This is a genomic window from Sphaerochaeta sp. (assembly GCF_050256055.1).
In the GTDB taxonomy this organism is placed as follows: domain Bacteria; phylum Spirochaetota; class Spirochaetia; order Sphaerochaetales; family Sphaerochaetaceae; genus Sphaerochaeta.
On sequence record NZ_JBFWIJ010000015.1, the window covers coordinates 18,085 to 41,131 of the forward strand.

Annotated in this window: 19 protein-coding genes; 2 read left to right on the forward strand and 17 right to left on the reverse strand. The window is 53.2% G+C overall.

Translation table 11 applies throughout. The features are described 5' to 3' along the window. Position 1: 1 nt before the first annotated feature. The 15 genes from AB7C91_RS07510 to AB7C91_RS07580 form a co-directional block, all read right to left on the reverse strand. Positions 2 to 1,276, reverse strand: coding sequence for a zinc-binding dehydrogenase (locus AB7C91_RS07510; RefSeq protein ID WP_332448139.1), 1,275 nt, complete (start codon positions 1,274 to 1,276; stop codon positions 2 to 4). A gap of 9 nt (positions 1,277 to 1,285) precedes the next feature. Beyond that, the gene (locus AB7C91_RS07515; protein ID WP_428590285.1) at positions 1,286 to 2,446 is read right to left on the reverse strand and encodes an SDR family NAD(P)-dependent oxidoreductase; all 1,161 of its coding nucleotides are present in this window, start codon (positions 2,444 to 2,446) and stop codon (positions 1,286 to 1,288) included. Beyond that, the gene (locus tag AB7C91_RS07520) at positions 2,443 to 3,774 is read right to left on the reverse strand and encodes a PHP domain-containing protein (RefSeq protein WP_332448137.1); all 1,332 of its coding nucleotides are present in this window, start codon (positions 3,772 to 3,774) and stop codon (positions 2,443 to 2,445) included. The genes AB7C91_RS07515 and AB7C91_RS07520 overlap by 4 nt, the downstream gene beginning before the upstream one ends. A gap of 18 nt (positions 3,775 to 3,792) precedes the next feature. Then, positions 3,793 to 6,246, reverse strand: coding sequence for an alpha-ketoacid dehydrogenase subunit alpha/beta (locus AB7C91_RS07525; protein ID WP_428590288.1), 2,454 nt, complete (start codon positions 6,244 to 6,246; stop codon positions 3,793 to 3,795). Between the two features lie 13 nt (positions 6,247 to 6,259). Further along, the gene (lpdA, locus tag AB7C91_RS07530; RefSeq protein WP_332448135.1) at positions 6,260 to 7,612 is read right to left on the reverse strand and encodes a dihydrolipoyl dehydrogenase; all 1,353 of its coding nucleotides are present in this window, start codon (positions 7,610 to 7,612) and stop codon (positions 6,260 to 6,262) included. Between the two features lie 13 nt (positions 7,613 to 7,625). Continuing rightward, positions 7,626 to 8,939 (reverse strand): dihydrolipoamide acetyltransferase family protein, encoded by a 1,314-nt coding sequence (locus AB7C91_RS07535; protein ID WP_428590292.1) that lies wholly within the window; start codon positions 8,937 to 8,939, stop codon positions 7,626 to 7,628. Between the two features lie 12 nt (positions 8,940 to 8,951). Beyond that, entirely contained in the window at positions 8,952 to 9,773 is an 822-nt protein-coding gene (locus tag AB7C91_RS07540; RefSeq protein ID WP_428590295.1) for a DeoR/GlpR family DNA-binding transcription regulator, read from the reverse strand. A 26-nt stretch (positions 9,774 to 9,799) separates the two neighbouring features. Then, positions 9,800 to 10,111, reverse strand: coding sequence for an L-rhamnose mutarotase (gene rhaM / locus AB7C91_RS07545; RefSeq protein ID WP_428590298.1), 312 nt, complete (start codon positions 10,109 to 10,111; stop codon positions 9,800 to 9,802). Between the two features lie 10 nt (positions 10,112 to 10,121). Beyond that, positions 10,122 to 11,159: an ABC transporter permease gene (locus tag AB7C91_RS07550; protein ID WP_332448131.1), complete on the reverse strand. Its 1,038-nt coding sequence runs from the start codon at positions 11,157 to 11,159 to the stop codon at positions 10,122 to 10,124. A 3-nt stretch (positions 11,160 to 11,162) separates the two neighbouring features. After that, positions 11,163 to 12,164: an ABC transporter permease gene (locus AB7C91_RS07555; protein ID WP_332448130.1), complete on the reverse strand. Its 1,002-nt coding sequence runs from the start codon at positions 12,162 to 12,164 to the stop codon at positions 11,163 to 11,165. Beyond that, positions 12,157 to 13,674 (reverse strand): sugar ABC transporter ATP-binding protein, encoded by a 1,518-nt coding sequence (locus AB7C91_RS07560; protein ID WP_332448129.1) that lies wholly within the window; start codon positions 13,672 to 13,674, stop codon positions 12,157 to 12,159. Before AB7C91_RS07560 ends, AB7C91_RS07555 begins: the two co-directional genes overlap by 8 nt. A gap of 68 nt (positions 13,675 to 13,742) precedes the next feature. Continuing rightward, positions 13,743 to 14,759, reverse strand: coding sequence for a rhamnose ABC transporter substrate-binding protein (gene rhaS / locus AB7C91_RS07565; RefSeq protein ID WP_332448128.1), 1,017 nt, complete (start codon positions 14,757 to 14,759; stop codon positions 13,743 to 13,745). Between the two features lie 280 nt (positions 14,760 to 15,039). Beyond that, positions 15,040 to 15,978 carry a bile acid:sodium symporter family protein gene (locus AB7C91_RS07570; RefSeq protein ID WP_332448127.1) on the reverse strand — a complete coding sequence of 313 codons (939 nt, stop codon included), beginning with the start codon at positions 15,976 to 15,978 and terminating at the stop codon, positions 15,040 to 15,042. A 22-nt stretch (positions 15,979 to 16,000) separates the two neighbouring features. Further along, entirely contained in the window at positions 16,001 to 17,080 is a 1,080-nt protein-coding gene (locus AB7C91_RS07575; RefSeq protein ID WP_428590305.1) for a class II aldolase/adducin family protein, read from the reverse strand. Next, positions 17,077 to 18,327 carry an L-rhamnose isomerase gene (locus AB7C91_RS07580; protein ID WP_332448125.1) on the reverse strand — a complete coding sequence of 417 codons (1,251 nt, stop codon included), beginning with the start codon at positions 18,325 to 18,327 and terminating at the stop codon, positions 17,077 to 17,079. Before AB7C91_RS07580 ends, AB7C91_RS07575 begins: the two co-directional genes overlap by 4 nt. A 103-nt stretch (positions 18,328 to 18,430) precedes the next feature. Here AB7C91_RS07580 and AB7C91_RS07585 point away from each other — a divergent pair, with 103 nt between their 5' ends. Next, on the forward strand, positions 18,431 to 19,297 hold the full coding sequence (locus tag AB7C91_RS07585; RefSeq protein WP_332448124.1) for a helix-turn-helix domain-containing protein: 867 nt from the start codon (positions 18,431 to 18,433) through the stop codon (positions 19,295 to 19,297). Here AB7C91_RS07585 and fucU read toward each other — a convergent pair whose 3' ends face one another. Continuing rightward, positions 19,298 to 19,723, reverse strand: a complete 426-nt coding sequence (gene fucU / locus AB7C91_RS07590) for an L-fucose mutarotase (protein WP_332448123.1) — start codon at positions 19,721 to 19,723, stop codon at positions 19,298 to 19,300. 102 nt (positions 19,724 to 19,825) lie between these two features. Here fucU and AB7C91_RS07595 point away from each other — a divergent pair, with 102 nt between their 5' ends. Further along, a complete protein-coding gene (locus AB7C91_RS07595; protein WP_428590310.1) occupies positions 19,826 to 21,652 on the forward strand; it encodes an L-fucose isomerase in 1,827 nt (608 codons plus the stop codon). Positions 21,653 to 21,728: 76 nt separating this feature from the next. Here AB7C91_RS07595 and AB7C91_RS07600 read toward each other — a convergent pair whose 3' ends face one another. Next, on the reverse strand, positions 21,729 to 22,970 hold the full coding sequence (locus AB7C91_RS07600) for an ABC transporter permease (protein ID WP_332448121.1): 1,242 nt from the start codon (positions 22,968 to 22,970) through the stop codon (positions 21,729 to 21,731). Positions 22,971 to 23,047: the final 77 nt, after the last annotated feature.

Below are 23,047 nucleotides of genomic sequence, written 5' to 3' on the forward strand. Positions count from 1 at the left end.
CTTACTCCTTGACGCGCTGTTTGCAGTTGGCCAAAAGATATGCCTCGGCCTCGGCCGACCATAGTCCGTTGTGCTTCTCAACCAGTTTGGCAAGCTCGGCGAACACCGCGTTGGTCTTCCCCAATTCCGGCAGGTCGGAAAGCGCTGTCAATGGGAAATCCAAATGGGTGTACATCATTTTCTTCCCACCCGGGATATTGGGAAGATTGATTACCGCCTGGGGAACGGCGGGAAGCCCGCCGATGTGGGTGACCATCGCCGCCGGGTTGATCAATCCCTTCTCCATGAGGGACAACGACTCGCGCATGTCGTCGGTGTTGCCGCCGCTGGTTCCAACAATGTGGGTGGATGCATAATGGACATTGTAGAAATTGAGCATGGCCGAGAAATCGGTCTTGTTCGGTCCGGCGAAGAAGTTCAGGCATCCGTCTTTTGCCAAAATGGCATCCGCTTGCTCGACGAGCGGTTTCACCGGGGCCATGACCAATATATCATCATAGCCATGGCCTTCGGAAAGCTCCATGAGTTTGGCGACGGCATCGTCCACAAGCTTGGTATTCAAGTAGATCAACTCTACTCCATTGGCCTTGGCATCCTCCACGCTGTACAGTTGTTCGGCCCGCTTGAGCCGGGCATCGTCAATGTCGGTGACGACCAACCTGCCGGGTTTGCGTTGCGGATTGTGGATCGCATAATCGATGGAGGACAGCCCCATCGGCCCCACTCCAGCCAAAATCGCCATGGTTCCGCCTTCCACGATGCCCATTTGATGGACATACGACCCATTGGTGGTGTGGTACATTGCATGGAAGGTTCCCACCACGCAGGAGACCGGTTCGGCCAGACTGCCGAGGAAGAAGGCATCCCCGTCATAGGGGAGCAGGCAGTTGAGCTCCATCACCTGATGAGGGATGACCACATAGGTCGAGTCGCCTCCAATGTACCGGAAGGAATATCCCGGGGCATCGAGCGTACCTTGGTAGTTCAGGGCGGGTTGGATGGAGAAACGGGAACCCACCTTGAAGGAATCCTGCCATTTCTTCCCCACCTCAACGATTTCCCCGCAGAACTCATGTCCCAGAATGATGGGGTTCTTGTCCACATCCTTGGGAATCCTCTTATGATTCGCACCCTGCTCGGCAGCCTTATGGTCGCTCATGCAGATGCTGTTGGTGATGACCTTTGCAAGAATCTCGTCATCTGCGATCGGGGGAAGCTCAAACTCCTCAAGACGGAGATCATTGACGCCATACAGGCGGATAGCACGTGTTTTCATGTCTTTCTCCTAATTCAGCATGACCTGGCCGCCGGTCACCGGGACCGCCTGGCCTGTCTCGTAGATCTGTTCGACTATGTAGAGGATCGCCTTCATGACATCCTCGGTTCGACAACCGCGATTCATGGGGACCTTCGATTCATAGAACCGTCGCACATCCGCAACCGTCTTCGCCCCGGGGACCTTCCCAGCCTCCAGATACTGGACGAACAATCCTTTCTCGGGGTCCGACCAAAGCGGACCATCAAGGAAGTTGCCCGGACAGACGGCATTCACTTTGATATTATCCTCGACCAACTCCATCGCAAAGCTCTGAGTAAGGCCGATGGTCCCGAATTTTGCACCGGCATAGGCACCATTCTTGTTTGACCCCTGCAAACCTGACTTGCTGGAAATGGCGATGATGTCGGTAAAGTATGCACCGGATGGAGCATTCTGCAGGGCAAGGAGGTTTGCGGTGAACTTGGTGCAGATGAAGAATCCGGTGTAATCGACATTGGTGACGAATTGGAAATCCTTCAGCGGCATCGATTTGACCGATCCAGCACGAAGCACACCCGCATTGGATACCAACAGGTCAAGGCCACCGGTCTGTACAGCAACCGCATCGATCATGGCGGAAACGGAAGTCTCGTCGGTCACATTCACCGCCAAGGGCAGCGCGACGGTTATGCAAGCTTCCCAATTCAGTTCATCGGCAAGCTTCTTCGCACCTTCCTGATTCATGTCGGCAATGAAGACGAATGCGCCATGCTCAACCAAAGAGCGTACCATTCCTTCCCCGAAGCCCTGGGCTCCACCGGTCACCAAAGCGATCTTATCCCGCACCACATCGTTGCGGTCCCGGGAAGGAGGAAGGGAAGGCAGTTTGCTCACCCCTTCAGCGCGGCAGGCTTCATCATAGTTGGTTCCAAGGCCGAACTGCAGTGACGTACCTTCGATGCCGATGACCGAAGGATAGAGCTGACGATCAACAAGGTATGCATCCAGAATCTGCTTCCATTTACCCGCCGCCTGCTCGATCGAATCACCGCATTGGACTCCGGAAAGGTTCAGATCGACCTTCCGGCCTTCGACTTTGTGCACAAACAACCCTTTCTGTCCATCGAAGGTCAGCCCCCGCAGGATTGCAGGTATTTCAAACATCAAACGATCAGTAAACGTCGTCATGACAACTCCTTGTTGAATGTTTCAATGATAGCATACGGATTCCGACTGTCCATGCGTCTCCCCAAGGAGGCATAGAAGGCAAGACGCTGGTCAAGCGATTTGCCGGCAAGCGGATTCAGCGGATGGAACAGACCGAGTTCCGGTTGTTCGGATGAAAGTTTCTCATGGGCAACCAACGCCCATGCCGAGTCGATCAGATGACGAGCAGTTGGATCGAGCAACTGCGGGCAGTTCATGCTCTGCCGGCTGCTGTTGATGTCGACTCCGCTGATCTCCATCAGACCACGCTCCTTGGCCAGGGCCTGCAATCTGAGCATCTGCTCCTTCGTATTGCGTGGTGGCATGTAGGTGATCGCAGGAAACTTTATATCCACCAACAGATCCATCAACTCAGGAAGGAAGCTGTCCTCGAACTGCTCAGCCTTCTTGTCACCGGTCACGCTCTCTGCTACATCGCCTAGGTAGGCATAGGCGGCAATGGCTCCGATGCTGTTGGAGAAATCGACCACCTTGCGTACATCCAGGCACTCGTCCCTACCCGGCTGAATGAAGAACCGGGGAAGGAACGTGCTTTTGAACACCCCCAGCAGGTCATAGGCGTAGTGGGGGTTGTGCTCATCGAGCAACCAGGATTGCACCTTGTTCGGAAGTGAAAGACCCAGCGATTTCTGGAGGAATCCAACCAGCTTCTCACCCTTTCCGAACATATCGATGCATTGATTGGCCATGGCGTACAGGATATGCCGTTCGGTCACCGAACCACCCTGTGCAAACCGGGACAGGGGAAGAACATCACGTTCGAAATCAAGATCGAACCCATATCGTCCCACCAGTGCCTGCAACGCCTCGACCTGTGCCTTGTTGCGCTCATTGCGCACCAATTGCACGGGCCTGAGGAATTCCGTTACTGCAGAAATCTGGTGCTTGGGCACCCCGTGGACGCACATGTAAACGATACCCTTGCTGTCAGGATTGTTGAGTTTCCGATCGGCAAGCGGAGTATCGAGAAAACTGACCCGCAGCTCGAATCCGACCGTACTCGCAAGGCCGATGTTCCGGCTTGCAATGAGCATTTCCTCGGCCGCCCCGATGCTGTCATGGTCGATGCTCCCCACAATTCCCAACCCGGCTTTCCATGCGGCATACGCTGCCGCAGAGGGTTCATACGGACTGAAGGAATAGGTGGTGTGCACATGGTTGTTCACCTCCTCGGAGGCGGTTCTAACCAACTGTCCTTCCTTGATCAAGGCCCCAAGCTTGCTGCTCGCCATCAGGCGGACAGCAAGATTCCCGTCATTGAGCTGTTGTTCCAGTTTCTGGGTATCCATGCGCGCTCCCTTCTCGTCTCATACACCCCTACGGCTGGTTCGGAAGAACTCACCGTCGGTGAAGTTATGCTGTACGGTATAACCGTTCAAGGGAAGGATCTGCTCATGGATTGCATCCAGGACACTGGACGCCTGTGCAAAATAATACTCTTCCATTTCAGCAGGCGGGGTGATCCAGTTCTTCGACCCGACAACCACCGGAGGCGCATCCAGATAGTCGAAGGCAAGGCGGTTGAGGTTGGATGCTACCGTGTGAAGGTAACTGCCGCGCTCGGCGCTGTCAGTTACAAAGACGCAACGACCGGTCTTCTTCACCGATTCAATGAGCAGCTCATATTTGAGCGGATTGATCCACCTCAAATCGATGACCTCTGCAGAAAGCCCCAGGTCGGAGAGCTTGTCGGCGGCCTTGATCGCGGTATAGAGAGAAGGCCCCAAGGCGATCAATGTGACATCCTTGCCTTCCCTGCGGATCACCGGTTCTCCCTCTGCAATCTCATAATAGCCTTCCGGCACTCCTTCCTTGACGAACATCTCCCCGATGCCGTAAAGCTTCTGACTCTCGAAGAATACGACCGGATCGGTTCCCCGCAGTGCATAGTTGAGCATACCCTTCACATCGTAGGGAGTCGCCGGGTACATGGCCTTCAAGCCCGGTACCGACGCAACCATGCTGGTCCATTCCTGGGAATGCTGGGCACCATACTTGTTGCCTACCGAGACACGGAGAACCAGCGGCATCTTCAGCACACCGGCGCTCATTGCCTGCCATTTGGGCATCTGGTTGAACACTTCATCGCCGGCACAACCCAGGAAATCACAATACATCAGCTCCACAACCGCACGGCCTCCGGCCATGGCATACCCGACTCCCGAACCGACGATCGCAGACTCAGCAATCGGGGAATTGAAAAAGCGGGAAGGAGGAAGCAACTCGGTCAGACCTCGGTAACAGGCAAACGCCCCACCCCAATCACGATGATCCTCGCCGTATGCGATCATGGTCGGGTCAATCGTGAAGCGATGGACCATTGCTTCAAACACGGCATCACGGTATTGGTATTGCCGAGCCGACGGCAATTCCTTTCCGTTTTCATCATAGGCATAACGACTGCGTTTTGCGATTTGCTGCACACGAGGATTGTCTTCCAGCTTCTGCAGCAAAGCGGGCTGTGCATCACCGAGCTTTTCGACGCTGTCATTGGAAAACATGACCGACTCAACGAAAGCTTCGTCGACCATCGGGCTGAGTTTCGGATCAACGGTGATCTGCAACGTCCTGAGCATTTTCTCCTCAAGAGCGGCATCATAGCCATCCAACTCTGCTTGATCAACCAATTTGTTTTCTATCAGATAGTTGCCATATGCCACAATCGGATCTTGGTTGCGGAACGCCTCCATCTCCTCCTTGGTACGATAGGTCATGGCATCACTGGGACTATGTCCGCTGTACCGGTAGGTCAAGGTATCGAGGAATGCAGGGCCCTCACCCTTGAGCAACAACTCCTTCTTGCGTTCAGTTGCATCAGCGACCGCAAGCGGGTTGAAGCCGTCGACACGTTCGGTATGCATCGAATACTCATTGATGCCTGCCCCAACCCTGGCCGCCACTTGGTATCCCATCGTCTCTCCGATCGGCTGGCCGCCCATGGCGTAGAGATTATCGAAGCAATTGAGCATGAACGGCGGATATCCGGGGTTGTCATCCCAAAGCGTTTTGTATTGGTCCATGGAAGAAAGAACCAGGCCCTCGTAGACAGGGCCGCGGGCCAGGGCACCATCACCGATATTGGCGATGACGATCCCCTTCTTCCGATTGATCTTCTTGTACAATGCAGCTCCTACGGCAATTGTGCAGGAACCTCCGACTATCGCGTTGTTGGGCATGCTGCCGAACGGCTTGAAGAAGGTATGCATCGAACCACCGAGTCCTGCAGAGAAACCTGTCTTTTTTGCATAGATTTCTGCCAAGGCACCATAAAGGACGAAATTTTCCGCCAAATCACGGACATTCTTGCCCGGGAAATGCTCCTTGACCACTTGGTAGGTCTGTCCATCCATGAATTGTTCCATGACGGAAAGCAGCTCGGCGTCCTCCATCTTGTAGATGGCGCTCATGCTTTTTGCCAGAATCTCACCATGACTGCGGTGGGATCCGAAGATCTGATCTTCAGGACCCAGAACCATCGCCTGTCCTACTGCTGCACTTTCCTGTCCAGCCGAAAGATGCGCCGGTCCCTTGTGGTTGTAGGTCACCCCTTTGTAGACGCCTTCCTTCTTGATGGTGTCGAGCATGGTCTCGAACTTGCGGATCAAAAGCATGTCATAGTAGACACGGACCAACCGATCCTTTCCGTAACGCTTCAATTCTTTCTTGAAATCGCTCTGATATTGGTTCACCGGAATCGAGGGGGTCTTGAGCATCTGCTGCTCCCGCAACGTTGCCGGATCAAAGGCTATTGACTTAGACATTTATGCTATCTCCTTACAAGGTATGGTCGAGTGCGAAACATGCGTCCTTGATCAACTCGGACACACTCGGATGAGGGAATACAATTTCCTTCACATCCTGAACTCTCAATTCAGCTTCTATCAACGCTGCCGCCCCCCAAATCATTTCACTGCTGTAGGGCCCGAGCAAATGGATGCCGAGAATTACCGAAGTTTCGGCATGGCAGATGACCTTCACCAATCCCGCGCCTTTCTTGCCGTGCTCGGCCAAGAACCGGCCGTTGGAGCGCATCTGCACCGTCTGGCTACGGACCGGGATGCCAAGTTTTCCGGCTTCGGTCTCGGTCAGACCGCATCCGGCGGCTTCGGGATTGCCGTAGACCGCCCAAGGAATGGCATGATAGCGCATATGCATCGCTTTCGAACCGAAGATGTTGGAAACCGCAACCTCGGCCATCCGGCTGGCACTATGGGCAAGCAAGGATCTCCCGTTCACGTCCCCAATCGCATAGACGGTGGCCAGGTTGGTCTGCATGCGGTCATTGACCACCACACCCCTTCTCTCGATATCCAGACCGAGCTTCTCCAGCCCCTGGGTATTGGGCCTGCGTCCGACGCTCATCAATACCAGCGATGCCTGAACCGATTGTTTCTGTCCCTTGGCATCGGTATAGAGCACCGCCTCAGCAGTGATTTCCTCAACCTTGCATCCAAGATGGAAATCAACCGCTTTCAACTCGCGACGCATGAGTTTGGCAAATTCAGCATCCATCATCGGAAGGATCTCGCTCATCATCTCGATCACGGTGACCTTGGTCCCGATCATGGAGAAGAATGAAGCGAACTCGATGCCGATGACCCCGCCGCCGATGATCACCAAGGAAGCGGGAATCTCCTTGAGTTCGAGAATCCCATCACTGGTGAGTACGTGATCAAGCCGGGATCCGGGGATCGGGGGAACAACCGATGAGGAACCGGTGGCAAGGATGAGGTACGAAGTTTCATACACCGTCTCCCCCACCTGGACATGATGCGCATCAAGCACCAGGGCTTCCCCGAAAAGCGTCTGCACCTTATTGGACTTCATCAGGAATTCGATACCGCTGCGCAGGGTCTTGATGGTCTCTTCCTTCCAAGCCATGGCATCGGCCAGATTGAAGGATACCGATTCGGTTTGTACACCGAATTGCGCTGCTTCCTTGGCGTGCACGTACAGTTTTGCACTGTTGAGCAGGCTTTTGGTGGGAATACAACCGTGATTGGTGCACACCCCCCCATACTGTTCCTTTTCTATCAGCAGGACCGTCTTTCCCAGCGCTCCCGCCCGTTCGGCGGCAACATACCCGCCAGGGCCGCTGCCGATTACAATCAGATCAAAGCTCTCCATGAATCCCTTCTCCTTACAAAGCAAGCAACAGATCGATCGAAGCAATGTTGTCCATCAAAGCACGGAGGAAACGGGCTGCATCAGCCCCATCGACCGCCTGATGGTCCATCGTCAAGGAAAGACCGATATGCTCAATGAACGATACCTCGTCCTCACCATCGGCAACCGGCTTGAGGGTGATCGCTCCGACTCCGAGAATGGCAACCTCAGGAACATTGAGCACCGGGGTGAATGCCTCGATGCCAAACGAGCCGACGTTGCTGACGGTGAAGGTGGAACCGCTCAACTCATCCGGTTGGACCGTCCCATCCTTGCACTTTGCAATCATCGCCTTGGTCTGTTCAGACAGTTGACGCAGGCTGAGCAGATCGCTGTTGCGCACCACCGGGACCAAAAGCCCCTTTGCGGTATCGGTTGCCACCCCAAGATGCACATGACCGAATCTTCGGATCACATCCCCGAGGAAGTGTGCATTGAAAACAGGAAACTGTACCAAGGTCCGGGAAACGGCGAACAGCACCAGATCATTGATCGTAATGCCAGCCAACCCCAATTCTGGTTTGGAGGCCTTGAATCCCGCTCGAAGGCGTTTCAGGGCACGAGCGTCTGCATAGGCATGCAGGGTAAGCTGACAGGTCGAGTGCATCGACTCCATCATCCGTCTTGCGGTGACCTTGCGGATTCCCTTGACAGGAATATCATTTGTTTCTTCCGCACCCATCGGTGCACTTTGTACAACCGGGGCCTTCACCTGCTTCAGATCGGAAGCAAGCACACGCCCACCGATGCCGCTGCCGCTCTTGGGAACAACAAGGCCTTGGGCCAAAGCCTGCTCCTTGGCAAGCGGAGACAGCGGTTGCCCTTCCAGGGCACGGACGTCACGTTCGATGATTCGACCTTTCGGACCGCTTGGTGAAACCTGGGAAAGCGGGACGCCCAACTTCTCGGACAAATGCTTGGCTCGGGGGCTGGCACCGTGAGCATCTGGTACGTGTACGGCGACCACCGGTTGCGGTGCAACAACTGTATCGGCGACTTGCTGCGGTTCTGGTTGCACCTCAACGGGTTGCTCGAGTTCCACCTGTTCACCCTTTTCCCCGACGACGGCGATGGGAACCATGACCGGAACGTCATCCCCTTCCTCGAACAGGCGGGCAAGCAGCACACCGTCTGCGGTTGATTCAACATCAATGGTGGACTTGTCCGTTTCTGCCGAGCATAATACGTCTCCGCTGCTCACCGCATCCCCAACCTTGACCTTCCATTCCACGATGATGCAGGACTCCACCGAGTTTCCCTGCTTGGGCATCACAACCTGTTGTGCCATCTGTATACTCCTCTACTGTGCAATGATGACCTCGACACCGAGCTCCTCGAGCTGGGCGATCAGGTCATCAGGAAATCCACTGTCGGTGACAATGGTATCTATCTCGGTAACCGGCATAATCCGGACAAAACCCCGATTCCCCACCTTGGAGGAATCGACGCAAAGTACTCTCCGGGTGGCTTGGCCGCACATGCGTTGGACCACCTGTGCATTCTCCACCAATGAGGTGGTCAAGCCATGTTCCAACGTGAACCCGTCGGTTCCAAAGAATGCAGTCGAAACATGATAATTCTCAATCTGGCTGATGGCGGCAGGCCCCACAAGAGCTTCCGCTTGCGGACGATACTCACCCCCTACGAGGGTGATGTTCAATTGGGCGTTGGCTCGTGCATACGGTAAGATGAGGGTTGAGTTGGTCACCACCTTGACGTTCCGTTTGCCGAAGAGATGGCGGGGGATCAAAGAACAGGTGGAACCATTGGTGATCATGATGCAATCGTTGTCCTTGACCAAGGCAGCTGCGCTTTTTGCAATCAACTCCTTCTGGGCGGTATTGGAACCGTCACGAAAGGCCGCCTGGGGAGATGAAGCCACCACCACCCTGCCATGGGAACGTACCACCAAGCCCTTGGCATCCAAATCCCGCAGATCACCTCGGATGGTAACCGCAGAAACACCCAGCTCGTTGCTGAGCCGGGTTACCGGGTACTCTTCACCGCTACGCAGCAATTGGAGGATTTTCTCCTCCCGAGGGGAAAGGCCTAACATCCGAATCGCTCCTACTTTCAATTCACTTTCGTAACGCTTTCGATTGTATAATACTTTTCCGATCATATCAAGGGAAAATGAAAGGAAAGCGCTCAATCCATGTGAAAGACTTCCTCCAGTGGAAGCGAGATCGGAGAAAGGTCGGCATGCGTTTCCATGATGTCCGCCATATAAGCCCACCATCGCTGAACGATTGGATTGTCTCCCAGGTCCTGACTGCCGGAAGATCCCGTTACCTGCTGTACGGCAAAGAGCTTGCCGGTTTCCCGTTCGAGGAAAATCGAATAGTCCGAAACCCCGCTTTCCTTAAGCAAGGCTTTCAATTCCGGCCAGATGGCGGCATGTCGCTTCTGATACTCCGCTTCATACCCTTTCTTCAATTGCATGACAAACGCCTGTCGCATGAGACCCTCCCTATCGTTGTGCCTGGAGCTTGAGCTTTCGATTCGCCTTGTACAGGTCAAGCAGACGTGGCAGCAATACGGCGATGATCAAAAGCGAGCCGATGACAATGGTCATCAAGGTGCCGCTGAACTTGAGCAGACCCATACCGAATTTCAGGTACCCGACCAACAGGGAACCGATGAACACCCCGAACACTGTACCTCGGCCTCCGGTAATGGCCACTCCGCCGAGCACCACGAGGGTGATGATCTCCAGATCCCAACCGGTGGCGATGTTGGATCGGACCGAAAGGATTCGGCTGGCTAGCAGGATTGCGGTCAAACCGCAGAACATACCGGTCAAGGTAAAATTCAGCACACGCACGAACTTCACATTAACCCCGGAGAAGCGGGCCGCCTCCGGACTGTTTCCGATTGCGTACAAATGCCTTCCATAGGTGGTTTTGTGCAGAATGAAGGAAAATACCAACATCAGGACCAGATATAAGACGAACTCAAAGGGAATGATCGTTCCAGAGATGAAATTCTGTCCGAAGAACCCAAAATCCTTGGGAAAGGATGTACGTGCCTGATCACCCAGCAGTCCGATGGAGATACCGCGAAAGATCGACTGTGTAGCCAAGGTTACGGCGATGGCCGGCATATTCAGGGTGGTGATCATCAATCCATTGAACAATCCGGCAGCCGTTCCGACCAACAGGGAAAGTAGAATCAAGGTGGGAATCGAAGCACCCCCTTCTGCTGCGGTACCCACGACGTAGGCACACAGGGCGATGATGGAAGCTATGGAGATATCGATATCTCCGCACATGATGATGAAGATCATCGGAAGCGCCATGATTGCTTTTTCCGAGAATTGGAAGGTTGCATTCATCAAATTGAACCAATCGAGGAAATACGGGGTTCTGAAGGTGAAGAAGACGAAGACCAAGGTGATGATGATGACCAACAGCACTTCCCATTTGGTAAAGAACTCCACCAGACGGTGCTTGATCGACATTTCATTGATGAGGCGGCTCTTGGCCACCAATTCGCTTTTCTCAGCCATAGCCTAGCCTCTCCTCTGTGCAAGTAGTCTGGTATTCTTCCGCTGGTCGGACAAAGTGTTCAACGCCAAGGCGACCAGGATGATCAAACCCTCGACAAAGGTCTGCCAGAATACCGAGAGATAGATGACCGGCAGTGCATTGGTGATTACACCCAGAAAAAGGGTTCCCAACACCACTCCGATGATACCACCTGAGCCTCCGGCAAAATTCACACCGCCGAGAACGCAGGCGGCGACGGCCTGCATCTCAAACCCCGTGGCCATCTCGTTGACGGCCGAAGCATAGCGGGCGGTCCAGAGTGCTCCGGAGAGGCCGCACAAAGTACCGCTGATCAAGAAGACCACCACCCTGATACGGTTCTCACTAACCCCGACGAATTTTGCCGCGGTGGGATTTCCTCCGATGGCATAGACTTCCCGTCCGGTTCGCGTGAACCGACTGAAATAATAGAAGACGGCAATCACGATGAAGGCGATCCAAAGCAGGTAGGATATCCCCAGGAAGGAACTGCGGGGGAAAGCAATATAGGAGCTGGTCATCTCATGGGCGGTAACCCAGGTTCCCTTGCTCAGCAAAAAGGTGAATCCCCGATAGATATTCACGGTACCCAGGGTCGTGATGATCGGTGGAATCTTGCCATAGGCTACCAAAACGCCGTTGAGCAGCCCCATCAAGAAGCCGATGCCCAGTCCGATCAACAGCAACATGGCTGGCGGTACCTGGGGATAGGATTCATTGACCATGCCGCAGGCCATACCGGTGAAGGCGATGATCGAACCAACGGACAAGTCGATGCCGTTGGAAAGAATGACGTAGAACTCTCCGATCGCCACTATGGCCAGAATAGCCATGTCATTGAGTATGGTCGAAATGTTTTTGACGGAAAGAAAATTCGGCGATCGGATGGAAATCGGGACCAACAACACCACCAAAAGCAACACCAAGGTTGCTTCCCTGCGTTGCATCGCTTTCTTGGCAAATGAGGAAACGGAAATATCAAGCATGACGAGCCTCCATCGGAATCGTCGCAATGGCAGAACGCATGACCGTTTCGGCACTTGCCTGCTTTGCATCGAGAATAGCGGTCTGGTAGCCTTCATGCATGACCAGAATACGATCACTCATTCCCAGAATCTCGGGCAGTTCACTGGATATAAGGATGACTGCGACACCTTTCTCAGCCATTTCGCAGACGAATTGGTGTACGGCGGCCTTTGTTGCAACATCAATGCCTTTGGTCGGTTCATCCAGAATCAGAATCTTGGGATTGGTTCCGATCCATTTTGCCAGAACAACTTTCTGTTGGTTCCCCCCTGAAAGCGTTTCTGCATCCACATAATATCCGGCCGCTTTGATCTCCATCTGGTTTCCATGGTTCTCCACGTAGGTCTTTTCCTGCTTTCTTCTGGTAACCATCCCTTTCCAAGAAAGAAACTTAAGCATGGGAAGGGATATGTTGTGCGTAAGACTCAGCTTGAGAACCAAACCCTGCTTCTGGCGGTCCTCAGGAACCAATGCGATGCCGCGGTGCATACTGTCTTCCGCACTCTTGGGACTGAACGGCTTGTCTTCCAGATACATGGTACCCGAGCTAGCCTTATCGATGCCGAATAGGGTACGGACGACTTCGCTGCGACCGGCGCCCACCAAGCCGAACAATCCGAGGATCTCTCCTTCATGGAGGGTGAAGGAAATGTTCTTGAAAGCGCCCAATTGGCAGAGATTCTCTACTTTGAGAATCTGCTTGCCGGATTTGCTTTGGTGTTCGGGATAGAGTTGGCTGATCGAACGGCCGATCATCATTTGGATGATCTGGTCTTCATTACTTTCCCCAACCAAGCCCTCCCCGATGTATTGTCCATCACGGAATACCGTGTAATAGTCACAAATGGTAAAAATCTCATCAAACTTATGGGAAATGAACAAGATGGCCTTTCCTTGTTCCTTAAGCGTGCGGACAATACGGAAGAGGTCCTCGACCTCACGATTGGTCAAGGCACTGGTCGGTTCATCCATGATGACCAGTTTGGCATCCAGGGACAGGGCCTTCGTAATCTCAACCATGTGCCGTTTCGCAACACTCAGGTTCTTGACCAACGTGTCGGGATCGATGTCCAGCTGCATACGCTTGAGCAATGCACGTGTCTGTTCGGTCATCGTCTTCCAATCCAAGGTGTGCGTCTTTGGACTGCGAAGATGGTGCCCCATGAAAATATTCTCGGTGACACTGAGTTCGGGAAACATCGAAGCTTCCTGATGGATCGCCACGATACCGGCCTGTTGGGCATCGATGGCGTTCTTGAAGGAAAGTTCCTTCCCTTCAAACGTCAACGTACCGCTGGTAGGGATGTAAACGCCGGTCAAGATCTTCACCAGTGTGGATTTCCCTGCCCCATTCTCCCCGATCAATGCATGCACTTCCCCGCTACGCAAGGACAGGTGTACATCATCCAAGGCACGGATGCCGGGAAATATCTTGGTTAGGTTGTGTACTTCCAACAATGCCTGTTGCATTGTTCCTCCTTAGGTGTCAAAACCGAAGGCTCCCGCCATGAAGACGGGAGCCCGATGTACATGGGATTTTAGAAAATGGCGGCAAACTGCTCGATGTTGTCCTTGTTGAAGACATACGGGGTGCTCATATAGATCAGACCGTCTTTCTCAACTTTAACAGACTTCATGCGGCCGGCGGGAATGACTTCCCCGACAGTGCCCTTGGAGGTGCCGTCGATCAAGGCATTGAGAATGTAGGTGGAGGTGTATCCGAGGTCGATCGGGTTCCACAGAGCCATCTGGCGGCAGGTACCGTCGAGGATGTAGCCCTTCATCTCGGAAGGAAGACCAAGACCGGTTACTTCCACAACGCCGGTCTTTCCGGCATCTTTCACCGCCTGGGCGGTGGCAAGCAGACCAACGGTCGTCGGGCAAATGATCGCCTTCAGGTTGGGATACTTCTGCATCAGGGAAACAGCCTCACGATAGCTCTTGTCCGGGGCATCATCGCCATAAACGACTTCAACCAACTTCATCTTGGCATATTTGGCGTCCTTGATCTCTTCCTTCATCCAGCTGATCCAGAGGTTCTGGTTGGTGGCCTGAGCGGAAGCGGACAGAACGGCAACGTCACCGGTGTAATTGGTCAATTCAGCGGCGAGTTGGATCTGCTGGCGGCCGATCAATTCGGCATTGCTGGGCAGCAGGTCGACGATGCGTCCGCCTACGTTGATACCGGAGTCAAAGCTGATTACCTTGATGCCGGCGGCCATGGCCTTCTTGGTGACAGGAATCAGGGCATCGGCGTCATTGGCGCTGATGGCGATTCCATCGACTCTCTGGGCGATCAAGGATTCGATGATCTCAATCTGTCCCTCAGCGGTAGCCTGCGGGGGGCCCATATAGGTGGTCTTGATACCACCGAGTTCACCGGCGGCTTCCTGACTGCCCTTGTACACGGCATCAAAGAATCCATTTCCCATGCTCTTTACGAGAATGACAATCTCCTTCTCTGCCTTTGCAGTGGCCTGCTCCTTGGTTCCCTGTGCGAATGCACTTGAGAACACCAAGCCAGCGATGAGTACAAACAACAACGCTTTCTTCATAGCAAACACTCCTTTTGAAACATCCTTCCGACGATGCGGAATCTATTTGTACCTGGGCATGCCAGGATCAAACAGCACGAAAAGCGAATGTGACATACCTCCGTTGGTACAACCAGAAGGTCGTACCGCACATTCCTTAGCTATAAGTGTGACAGCTTTTTCCAATTCTGCAATGACTGAATAATCATTTTTTAGCACGATTTTGTCATGACAGCGATTCAGAGCGCATTTTGCAGGAAAACGAAAGGATTCCGATAGAAAAAGAAAATCCAAAACTCCATCAACGACGCTTGCGTGGGAAAAACAACGGACCCAGAAATCCTACGAACGTTTGTTGGAACAAAATGCCCAAGACCACCGGAAGCGCGGTATTCGCAGAAAAAAAGGTGGTGGCAAGCACCAATGCTGCACTGATGTTGCGCATACCGCCGGCAAAGGTCATCGAAACAATGGAAGCAAAGTCTTCTTTGAGCACAAACCGTGCAAACACGTAGATGAGGGCGAAACTGAGCGCCATCGCCATCAGATTGACCAGGATCAAGGGGATGTAGACCAAGGAGAGCGACAGGGAATCGGTAAGCGAGCCAACATTGATGACCACCACTGCGATCATGAACAACTTGGTCACTGGATTCAGGTACACGGTGGCCTGTTTTGCAAGGCGGGGTTTATATTGGTTGAAAGCCATTCCCAACAAGGAAGGAAGCACGATCATCCAAACCAAGGAAGCGATCATCCCCCGCGTATCCAGATTGACAGAGGCTGCGGAAAGCAATCGTACAGTGAACGGAGTCAATATCGGGGAAAGCAACGTATCAATCAGGATAAGGGAAAGAGAGAGCGGGCCGTTGCCCGAGAAAATGGAACTCCAGATAAAGGAAGTGACCGCAATCGGGATGGAGGAGAGCAGAATGAATCCGGTGACAATCTCGGGATCATGGGGAAACACCAACAGGGCGAGCATCTTGATTACCACCGGCAGCACAATATGCGCAACAAACAGGACCAACAGGAGCGAACGCGCCCGCTTGAGCACCTCGACGAACTGGGCGAAACTCATCCCCAACGCACCGATGAATGTAATGAGTGCGAATATAAGGGTGCTGGTACCCTTGAATGCGGCAAGCCTTGAACCTATCAAAAGCCCCAGAACAACACCCAAGGGAGTAAGCAACGGCATGGCCCGATTGCATCGTTCATTGATCCGAATGAAATCCATGCGGCGAGAATACTCCGAAACCCTAGGTCGCGGCAACCTGCGAGCGATACTTCTCCACTTCCCAAGTCCTGATGAAGGAGATCATCGCGTCATCCATGAATCGGGGGCCTCCGAAACTTTCTGCATACGTACTGATCGCCACCGTGTCACGAAACAAGGACAGCGGCTTCGAACCAAGGGAAAACACCCCGAGGTTCTGGACACACACGATCTTCGGCTTCACCCCGTTCTGCCGTTCATATTCCCTGAAAGCATTTGCCACATCGCGCGTCTCTTCCACCCACAGAGGCTTGAATCCGGCGTACACGATATGGTCGGGAGTGAACGAGGAGGCTATTTTTGCAAAATGCTGTTCGTCAACCAAATATCGCTCATATTCCTTGGTCTGGGAAAAAAGCACATCTTCATTGCACATCGACTGCAAAACCGTCTTGATCGGGGAAACTGAAGTTTCATCAACAGGAACTTCGGAGAAATCGGGTTTGCGCACCAGCCTTGCCTCGATGGTCCGCATCAAGGACTCATAGGTGGCTTGGATCTCTTCAAGCGTCTCACCACCCACAAAAATCCCATGGTTCTGCAGGAAAATCAGAGAATACACCTTGCCGGTTTCCCTTTGATGCGCGTTCAAGCGGGTACGCACAATATTGGCAAGGATAAAACCAGGTTTCACCAATTCGACCCAGAGTGCATCACTGAACAAGGTATGGACCATCTGCTCACCATTCTGTGCGCAGGTAAGACCATTTACGATTGCCGGGTGAAGATGTATGACATAGGTGAAGGGGAGCAGGGCATGCAACAGAGCTTCCACCGAAGGACGAGCCGATTCGCCGGCAAGCCGGCAGGCCATCATATCCTTGAGTACCTCTTCCTCCCTGATCTCGTCGTCATCACTGTATTGCTTCTGCCAGATTTCATGCAGTTTGTCGAGATCCATGCGGACAAACCCATCTTCCTTGATCGTCCCAAGGGCATGCCCGCTGGCTTTCACATACATCACCCTCCCATCCTTGAAGGAGGTGTTGCCACCTCCCAGCAAAACGAAAGCGGGATCCTTCCCATAACGCCGGGAATGTTCCAACAAAGCGTCCAGGCTCATGATCGCTCCTTCAATACCGTCTCTTCATACTCGCTGATCAAGTCGATCAAATCATGCTCCATCGGCACATGGTGACGATTGCAGAATTCATCCCACACGAAGCCGAACGGCAACAGGCTCTGTTGTTCAAGCAAAGCCATGGTCGCATACCCGTTGCCCGACTCCTCGTACTCGATCAATGTCTCGATGGGTTCGAGCAATGCAAACAACAACGCCTTTCGCATCGAACGTACCCCGGTAACCCATGCTCCGATGCGGTTGATCGACGCATCAAAGAAATCCAGACCGATATGCACTGAATCCAACTTGCCGCTGCGAACCAGTTCCTCGGCGACCATCCGGATCTTGTCGTTGAACAGAACCACATGATCACTGTCCCAGTGCATCGGTCGACTCACATGCAGCAACAGCTCATCATCAAAGAGGAGAATAGCCGAGAGTTTGTCTGAAATATCCTCTTCGGTATGGAAATGTCCCATATCGATGCAAAGCATCTTGTTGTTACGGGCGGCGTAATTCATATAGAACTCATGGGAACCGACGACGAAGGACTCACTTCCGATGCCAAAAAGCTTGGTTTCCAGAGCGTCGCGCATGAAGTCGGCAGGATATTCGGTTTCAAAAATCTCATCAAGGCTTTCCTTGAGGATCGCGCGATAACCGAACTTGTCCACGGTAAGGTTTTTTGCACCGTCGGGGATCCAGGTATCCAGAATGCAGGGACTGCCCTGCTGTTCCCCGATATACGATGCAATCCTGCGGCAACGCTTGGCATGTTCGATCCAGAATCTGCGGATCCGCTCATCCTTGCTTGCCAAGGTGTAGCCGTCGTCCGCCAGCGGGTGACTGAAGAATGTCCCGTTGAAATCCAAGGCCAGCCCTACTTTCCTGCCCCAGTCGATCCATCCTTGGTAATGTGATTCCTCGATTTGGTCACGATCAACAAAGGCATCACCGAATTCTCCATAACTTGCATGCAGATTCAATCGATGCTTACCGGGAACCAAGGTTAATACTTTCTCCAAGTCCTGGCGCAATTGGGCGATGGATTTCGCCTTGCCCGGATAATTGCCTACGGCCTGGATTCCGCCGCCGGCCAATTGGGCGTCCGGCCGTTCGAACCCACCCACATCATCACCTTGCCAGCAATGGATGGATATCGGAACGTTCGCAAGCTGGTCGAGCACCGCCTCGGTGTCGATCCCATACTGCGCATATATTTGTTTGGCGAGTTCATACTGTGTCATGAGGGGGCCTCCTATACATACACTACCGCTTTATATCTATAAGTGTGTCATCTTTTTCAATATTTACCTTGACAGAATAATCAATTTCTAGCACGATTTTATCATGTCAAGATTCACCCTGCCCTCTGCCATGTTCTTTCAGGAAAACAGACTCCCCCTCAAGGTCCTGCTCCGGGACCCGGAGATACCTTTTTCTTTGCATAGCCATGATTTCTATGAATTGGTAGTCGTAGTATCGGGGACGGGAACCCACCTGCTTTCCAAAGGAAACCGCCACCTGCAGGAAGGCATGGTCTTTTTCATAAAACCGGGAACGTATCATGGATATGCCGATATCGAGAACCTGGTCTTGTACAACGTACTGATCGGTGAGCAGGCGCTGTACCGTAATCTTACCGATCTCAGCGATGTCGCAGGGTTCCAGGATGTATTCCTCCAACCCAACGGGGAAATTCCCTTGGTCCGGCTCAACTGCCATCAGCTATCCGAAATCATCGCACTGGTGGGCGCCATCAAGAAGGAATCCCAGCATCAGGACTACAACAATGGAGCCGGCACCTTGGCCTATGCAAAGCTGTTGCAGTTGCTGATCCTCATCAGCCGCTTTCACAGCTCCCGCAAGAGCGGTGCCTTTCAACATGACCAGCGTCTTGAGCACATCATATCCTATATGGAGCAGAATCTTGACCGCAGCCTCTCACTTGAGGAATTGGTACAGTATTCCAATATGAGCTCAAGCACGCTGAACCGTCAATTCAAGCTGTCAACCGGTTGGTCGCCGGTGGATTTTCACATCCACCGGCGCATCGCCTACGCCTCGACACTCCTTTTGACGACAAGCCTGAGCATTGAGCGGATCAGCGAAAAAACCGGATTTTCCGACGCCAACTATTTCGCCCGCCAATTCAGAAGCCATATGCAGATGAGCCCAAGACAGTACAAGCAGCTGTGGACCACTCCCAAGGAGTGATTACTTCACCACCCCTTTCTTGAGGATGATATTTGCATACAACGCCTTTTCCCCGGTGGCGACGATGGCATACGCTTTTCGGCTCTTTTCATAGAATGCATAGCGTTCAACCATGGTAAATCCCTTGAAACCGGGATCTCCCTGTTTTGCAATCTGCTCGTATGAAGCCCAGATCGGAGTCTCCACTCCATCACCGGGAACCTTTTCCATCAGGAATGTGTTGGGGGCATAGGTATCCAAGGGGAAAAGTTGGAGAATGGCAGCCAGAATCTCCTCAACCCCATGACCATCGAGACGCACCACCCGCTCATGCAAGGATGCAGCGGGAAAGTTGCCATCACCGATGACCAGTTCATCCCCATGGCCCATCTCCATGAGAATCTTCAACAACTCAGGACTCAAAATCGCAGGAATGGTTTTCAGCATTGCCGGCTCCTTGGTAAAATGGATTGCATTTACGCTGATCGTGTGCGATACTGCACATGATGTAAACGATTACATTTGCTATCATATACCAAGGGGGACGATATGGCAAATAGTTCTGAAATGAAAAACGTCGGGCCTGAGAAGCGGTATGCTTCCAGTCTGCCGAAGATCGGGATCAGACCGGTCATCGACGGAAGACAGCGAGGAGTCAGGGAGTCTTTGGAAGACCAGACCATGAACATGGCGAAAGCAGCCGCCAAGTTGATCAGTGACCATGTGTTTCACGGAACCGGGGAAGCTGTGGAATGTGTCATCGCAGACAGCACCATCGGAGGAGTCCGGGAGAGTGCAGACTGTGCTGAGAAGTTCTCCAGGGAAGGAGTCGCCGTAACCCTCACCGTAACCCCCTGCTGGTGTTATGGGACCGAAACCTTCGATATGGACCCCATGACCGTCAAAGCAGTCTGGGGTTTCAACGGAACCGAACGCCCTGGCGCGGTATATCTGGCGGCAGTACTCGCCGCCCACACCCAGAAAGGGCTTCCTGCATTCGGCATCTATGGGCGTGATGTCCAGGACAACAGCGACACCACCATCCCATCCGATGTTGCAGAGAAGATCCTTCGCTTTGCCCGCGCTGCATTGGCGGTAGCCACCATGCGGGGCAAGAGCTACCTCTCCATCGGTGGAATGGCGATGGGAATCGCTGGATCCTTGGTCGACCAGGATCTGTTGCAGGATTACCTGGGCATGCGGACCGAGGTCGTGGACATGTGCGAAATCGAACGACGCATCGCCGAGGAAATCTACGACAAGCAAGAGTATGAAAAAGCCATTGCATGGGTACGGAAAAACTGCATCCAGGCAGAGGATGTCGCCAATGCCCCAGAGTATCGAAGAAGCGAGGAACAGCTGAAAAAGGACTGGGAGTACTGCACCAAGATGGTCATGATCGGCCGCGATCTGATGGTGGGAAACCCGAAGCTGGAGGAAGCAGGATTCCGCGAAGAGTCGCTGGGACACAATGCATTGCTCTCAGGATTCCAAGGCCAGCGCCAATGGACCGACCACTGGCCCAATGGTGACTTCATGGAAACCATGCTCACCACCAGCTTCGACTGGAATGGCATCCGTGAACCGTACATCATGGCCACCGAGAACGACCATTTGAACGGGATCAGCATGCTCTTCTGCAAACTGCTCACCAATCGTGCAGCAATCTTCAGTGACGTGCGCACCTATTGGAGTCCGGAATCGGTGGAACGGGTGACCGGCTGGAAGCCAGAAGGACTCGCCGAGGGAGGATTCATCCATTTGATCAACAGTGGAGCGACCACGCTCGATGCCGCAGGCCAAATGAAGAACGCCAAGGGTGAAAGCGAGATGAAACACTACTGGGACATCACGGATGAAGATGTCAAGAAGACGTTGGAGAACACCCGTTTCAGTGTCGCAAACTGCGGATATTTCCGCGGCGGCGGGTTCAGCTCGACCTTCCTCAGTGAAGGGGGCATGCCGCTGACCATGGTTCGCATCAATCTGGTAAAAGGCGTCGGTCCTGTGCTTCAGCTGGCAGAAGGATGGACCTGTGAGGTTCCTGAGAAGGTATTCGATATCATCAACAAACGCACAGACCAAACCTGGCCGACCACTTGGTTTGTTCCCCGCACCGATGGCAAGGAAGGCCCGTTCAAGGATGTGTACTCGGTGATGGCGAACTGGGGTGCCAATCATGGCGCACTCAGTTATGGACACTTCGGTGCCGATCTGATCACCCTCTGTTCGATGCTGCGCATCCCTGTGTGCATGCACAACGTACCCGAGGAGCAGATCTTCCGTCCCAGTGCCTGGTCGATGCTCGGCATGGACAAGGAAGGTGCAGACTTCAGAGCTTGCTCCACCTTCGGTCCGTTGTACGGTACCTATTGAGTTTGTAACGTCATTGTTCCGGGCTGGTTGCAGAACCAGCCCGTTTTCTTTTTCCCCTTTCCCTGCCATTTCCCTCTTATTGATGATGCAGGCAGTCCGGAATATTCAGGCGCAATGCCCGACGGGTCGGGAAATAGGCGATGAGCATCGGCAGGAACATACCGGTCAACAGAGTCAGAAGGTATGATTTGAAAGACCAGACACCCTTCATGATGCCGGAAACCCGATATCCCATATCCATACTGCGCATGAGGAACGAGAAATCCAAGCCATAGGTCACCAAAAAGACGTTGAAGAACGAGGCAAGGAGCATTCCCGCAACAGATCCGATCAATCCGATTCCTCCCGCCTCAAGGAGAAATGCCAGATACAAGGAACCATCACGCATCCCCAGCGCGCGCATCATGCCCAGCTCCCGAAAACGTTCCTGGACTGCCATGAGCATGGTGTTCGAGATCCCTACAACCGTAATGATGAATACGATGACCAGCATCAGATCGGCAGAACCTTCATCAGCTGCAGCGAATGCAAAATAATCGGAAGCAAGCTCCTTCCAGGTCATGAGCGTGCAATCGGGAGCCAGAAGTTGGATTTGTTTTGCCGCATGCTCCAAGTCGGCCAATGAGGAGAGGGCGACATCAATCTCGGTGGCAGAGCCGTCAAGTGCCAGATAATAATCTGCAGTACGGTAGTCCATCATCAGCAGTGATCGGTTGACATTTGGATTCGGGCAGTTGAGAATCCCGACGATCTGCAGGTCCATGACCTGATAGAAGCCCCCGTTGCCCCGGGTCACCAGGGAGATGGTATACCCTACCTTCGCCCCGATATCCTGGGCAAACCATGATCCGATGACCACCTCATTGGCATTGGGTGACGGAAACCTGCCTTCCATCAGCGTATTCTTGAAGCTGAAAACCTTGAAGTCCTGGGGGAAATCCACCGCAGTCACTTCGACGTTCATATTCCCGTCCTCACCGAAATCAGAACTGGAAAGTATCATGTCGGCAAGAAAGACAACCCGCTTGGATGCCCGGTACCCGGCATCCGCCAGGGTTTGGACCAACACATCCGGCTGTTCGATTGCGATATCCAACGGCCTGGAAAGACGTTGTGCATAGTAATCGTTCGCATACAGACGCAGATACCCGGTCTCATAGTCCCGCAAATTCCGCTCCGACTCCTTCTGCATTCCGATGATCAAAGAATCAAAGAGCAAGAAGAGCATCAAGCCGAAGGCTATGGCCGAACAGGTGATGAGCGTACGTCGCTTGTATCGAGTAAGATTCTTGAAAGCAAGGATGATGAGGAATTTCAAGCCATTTCTCCTGTATTCCATCATAGAAGAGTCTATACTTGTGTGACAAGGAAAATGCACAGGACCTTTGCGTTCCT